Origin of the sequence: Pseudomonas sp. JR33AA, assembly GCF_021378985.1 — a bacterium.
Lineage (GTDB): Bacteria > Pseudomonadota > Gammaproteobacteria > Pseudomonadales > Pseudomonadaceae > Aquipseudomonas > Aquipseudomonas alloputida.
In genome coordinates this window covers 1-451 of sequence record NZ_JAJSAW010000060.1, presented here as the reverse complement: position 1 = coordinate 451, position 451 = coordinate 1, and the positions used below count along the sequence as shown (strand labels likewise).

General features: G+C 61.0%; 1 protein-coding gene. It reads right to left on the bottom strand.

Annotated features, from left to right (window positions below):
- A partial coding sequence (locus tag LVS58_RS25005) for an immunoglobulin-like domain-containing protein (protein WP_325175997.1) occupies positions 1-451 on the bottom strand: 451 nt, incomplete at both ends.

Below are 451 nucleotides of genomic sequence, written 5' to 3'. Positions count from 1 at the left end.
AGTGACCTGGGCATTGTTGCTCAGGGTCACGACCAGGTCGTGGGCCAGCGGCTGGTTGACGTGCACGGTGAAGGTCGGCTTGACGTTCTCGGCCACCGAAGTCTGGTCAGCAGTAATAGTGACCTTGACCAGGTCGCCTTCGTTGCTGCCGCCCGGGTTGCCTGGGGTGCCAGGCTCGTCGGTGACCTCGGTGCTGACCGGGGTCTTGTCCAGTGTCAGCTGCTCGAACTTACCGACATCTGCGCCTTCAACGGTAGCGATCGACTTCACGACAGGGTCGTTAGCGCCGACATAGACGTTGTCCGGGGCAGTCACGGTAACCGAGCCGCTAGTGCCGTTGGCCGGCACGGTGATGACGGTTTTGCCGTCGCTCAGCGTGAAGGTCAGTGCACTGTGGTTGTTGATCGGCAGACCGTCTTTGTTGGTCAGGGTGATGGTGTAGGTGATCTCC